This is a genomic window from Streptomyces sp. NRRL WC-3549, assembly GCF_000721935.1.
In the GTDB taxonomy this organism is placed as follows: Bacteria; Actinomycetota; Actinomycetes; order Streptomycetales; family Streptomycetaceae; genus Streptomyces.
Map to the genome: position 1 here is coordinate 45,780 of NZ_KL585424.1, position 3,336 is coordinate 49,115.

Below are 3,336 nucleotides of genomic sequence, written 5' to 3' on the forward strand. Positions count from 1 at the left end.
AGATGTGTATAAGAGACAGACCAGCAGCAGAGGCCGGCGGCGGGACGAGGAGGTCGCGCCGGGTAGCCGTAGCAAGGCACGCTGCACCACCCAATCCGGGCGGAGACCGGTCAGGAGCCGGGCGTGGGCGTATGCACCGCATGGTGCTCTGGCCTTTGCGGCAGCACCGCGGGCAGCGCTCCGAGGACCAGCACTTACGGGTTGAGGAGTTCCGGACGGCACCTGCGGGGAGCCCGCCGTGATCGCTGCCAACTGTTGGCAAGCCCACTGGTACGGCAGAAAGGATCAGATTCCGCATATACCGGGGAAGCCGACCACCACGGTTGTGTCATCGCGGTCTTCTCTGCTCCTGATGTCGGCACGCCAGGCCAGAGAGTCGTACCACACGTACCGGACTTTCATGCCACCCAGTGAACCGAAACTTTCTCCAGGTACGATTCCGGTTCTCCGCAGCTCGATTTCCGCCGCCAGATTGGTGGCAGCTTTTCCAGGAACCTCCAGCCGCTTATAGGCGGCGAGTGTCAGAGTCCCAGCTCCCACGTGAGCTTCTCAGCTTCTTCTAGTGGCGCCAGATGGGCCTGGACTACGGTCCGGGTCAGGTATGTCAGTTCGCCAATACCGAGAGCAGCGCCTGCCTTTGTCGCATCCTGCAGGAGCGTCAGGACAAAGCTGGGGTGCGGTGCCCGTGTGCCTGCCAGATATCGGGAGATCACGGAGCAGTCCATGTGGCAGTGCTTGGCGTACTGGCGCATCGTCACGCCGAGATGATCGAAGAGAGCTCGTAGCTCCAGCCATAACTCGAGCCGCCAGGAGGACAGATCTGCAGACAAGGGCTGAGTGGTCATGCGGTCATCGACTCCCACTGGCGCGGCCGTTCGGCAGGGCGCCGCTATCGTCAGTATCTCCGTGCCGATCGGCGCGAACCCACTGGGCAGCGTAAACAGGGGTCAGGGCGGCGAGGATCACACCGACATCGGCTGCGTCCATACCGATGGCGATCAGAATGACCCCGAGCACCAGAGCCCCCACGTAGGGGGTCGTCTCGCTCAAGGGCAGTGAAAAGCGGTTGGACATCGTTACCTCCGAAGCTAGGGTGTTGCTCTTGTTGAGCAGTGTGGAATGCTCCAGCCCGGCGATGGAACCCTCTGCTGATGCCAGTAGCTGCAACGCAGGTGGACGCCGTGTGAAGTCTGAGCTTGTGAAGCAATCTTGCTGAGATCCCCTGACTGGTCGACATCAGTCGGGTCTGCCGCACGAACGGGTGACATCTGAACTGGCTTGCCTTGTATGGCAGGTGGGAAGGATGTCGCTGTGCCCAAGCCCTATCCCCAAGAGTTCCGCGAGGACGTCGTGCGGGTTGCGAGGAACCGCGGCCCAGGCATCAGCGTCGAGCAGGTGGCCGCCGACTTCGGCGTCCACGCGATGACGCTGTGGAAGTGGATGCGCCGCGCGGACATCGAGGACGGCACGAAGCCCGGGACGACCAGCCAGGAGAGTGTGGAACTACGGGAAGCGCGCCGGAGGATCAAGCTGCTGGAGCAGGAGAACGAGGTCCTGCGGCGGGCGGCGGCCTATCTGTCGCAGGCGAACCTGCCGGGAAAAGGATCTACCCGCTCGTGAAGGAGCTGGCCGGCGACGGGGTGCCCGTCGCGGTCGCGTGCCGGGTGCTGAAGCTCGCCAGACAGCCTTACTACCGTTGGCTCGACGACCCGGTGACCGCAGCCGAGTTCGAGGAGGCGCATCGTGCGCACGCGCTGTTCGCCGCACACCGCGACGACCCGGAGTTCGGCTACCGTTTCCTGGCCGACGAGGCCCGCGACGCCGGTGCCGGCATGGCCGACCGGACCGCGTGGCGGATCTGCCGGGACAACCAGTGGTGGAGCGTGTTCGGCAAGAAACGCGGCCGGGCCAAGAAGGCGGGCCCTCCGGTCCACGATGACCTGGTGAACCGAGCCTTCACCGCGACCGGCCCGAACCGGCTGTGGCTCACCGACATCACCGAACACGCCACCGGCGAGGGCAAGCTGTATCTCTGCGCGGTCAAGGACGTCCTCAGCAACCGGATCGTGGGCTACTCCATCGACGCGCGGATGAAGTCCCGGCTGGCCGTGACTGCTCTGGACAATGCCGTTCGCCCGGCGCCAGGACGTTGCCGGTTGCATTCTGCACAGCGACCGCAGATCGCAATTTCGCTCCCGGAAATTTGTCCGGGCCCTCGGCCGCCACGGGATGGCCGGCTCGATAGGAAGAGTCGGGGCGGCCGGGGACAACGCGGCCATGGAGTCCTTCTTCAGCCTGCTGCAGAAGAACGTCCTCGACCGTCGCACCTGGGCCACCCGCGAGGAACTGCGCATCGCGATCGTGACCTGGATCGAGCGGACCTACCACCGACGCCGCCGACAAGCTGCCCTCGGCCGGCTGACCCCCGTCGAATACGAGACCGTCATGACCACACCAGCCCTCCAGGCCGCGTGACTGAACCTGTCACCCAACGCTGCATCAGACCCTCAGGATCCTGGGTCCTCGTTGCTGGGTGCTGCGGTCCGATGCGAGCTCGTGGACCAGGTCAGGTCGTCGGTCGTGGAATCGAGACTCCAGTGGCTGATGCCCCCGGCTGCAGACAGCAGCCGCATGACGTTGAGCAGTTCGGACACTGACAGGCCACTGGCGCGGGCCAGTTGATCGATCTCCGCAGTCCCGTCATCGCGATGCGGTGCATTGTGGGCGGACAGGGCGAGGGCCGCCAGTCGCACCGCAGGTGTGCCCGCGCGGATCGAGCGGGATTGATGGGTGCGCAGGGCCCAGTCCGCAGCACGGCCTCGTACCTTGCGGCCGGGTGCTCCGATGAGAGGGTCTGTGAGCTGCGCACTGCTGACGAGACTGCCTTGGACGCTCTGACGGATCCAGCGCATCTCCTCCAGCTCCTGCCATGCGGCGGCGGGCTGCGGTAGGGCCATGGCGCGGATCAGTCCGGCCGGGAGCCGGACTCGGCCGGGCGGAGCCGAACGCAAGGCGCATTGCAGGGCCAGGAGCCGGGCCTGGGGACTGCATGGCGCAAGCGAGGAGGCCAGGAAGCTGAGCATGTCCCGCACCAGAGCCCTGTCTGTCCGGTCGGTGAGGGTGCGTCTGCTGCTTAGTGACCGGGCGGGAGCGGTGGAGGCGGTGGTGGCGCGGTGTGGGGCGATGAGGGTTGTCTCCGGCACGACGGAGGCATCGGGCATGGCCCCTGCGCAAGCGGTGCAGGCGTCCGTGAGCCTCCACAGCCGGCCCCCGAGTTCACGGGAGAGCACCAGTAGGAGAGGGCCGGCGCAGCCGCGGTGCCGGGGCTGTCTCTTA

The 3,336-nt window shown here is 65.9% G+C and carries 3 protein-coding genes and 1 pseudogene; 1 reads left to right on the forward strand and 3 read right to left on the reverse strand.

The annotated features are described in order from the left end of the window. Positions 1-521: 521 nt before the first annotated feature. Complete coding sequence (locus IH13_RS0127640) at positions 522-845, reverse strand: helix-turn-helix transcriptional regulator (RefSeq protein WP_031088695.1); 324 nt, start codon at positions 843-845, stop codon at positions 522-524. A 4-nt stretch (positions 846-849) separates the two neighbouring features. After that, the gene (locus tag IH13_RS0127645) at positions 850-1,074 is read right to left on the reverse strand and encodes a hypothetical protein (RefSeq protein ID WP_031088696.1); all 225 of its coding nucleotides are present in this window, start codon (positions 1,072-1,074) and stop codon (positions 850-852) included. Positions 1,075-1,311: 237 nt separating this feature from the next. Here IH13_RS0127645 and IH13_RS42860 point away from each other — a divergent pair. Beyond that, positions 1,312-2,475 (forward strand): annotated as a pseudogene (locus IH13_RS42860) (IS3 family transposase). A gap of 32 nt (positions 2,476-2,507) precedes the next feature. On the opposite strand, the gene IH13_RS0127660 reads toward IH13_RS42860, so the two are convergent. Further along, the gene (locus IH13_RS0127660) at positions 2,508-3,083 is read right to left on the reverse strand and encodes a hypothetical protein (protein ID WP_158791340.1); all 576 of its coding nucleotides are present in this window, start codon (positions 3,081-3,083) and stop codon (positions 2,508-2,510) included. Positions 3,084-3,336: the final 253 nt, after the last annotated feature.

Coding starts and splice junctions, on each gene's coding strand:
- IH13_RS0127640 (WP_031088695.1), bottom strand. CDS start 845: ATGACCACTCAGCCCTTGTCTGCAGATCTGTCCTCCTGGCGGCTCGAG.
- IH13_RS0127645 (WP_031088696.1), bottom strand. CDS start 1,074: ATGTCCAACCGCTTTTCACTGCCCTTGAGCGAGACGACCCCCTACGTG.
- IH13_RS0127660 (WP_158791340.1), bottom strand. CDS start 3,083: ATGCTCAGCTTCCTGGCCTCCTCGCTTGCGCCATGCAGTCCCCAGGCC.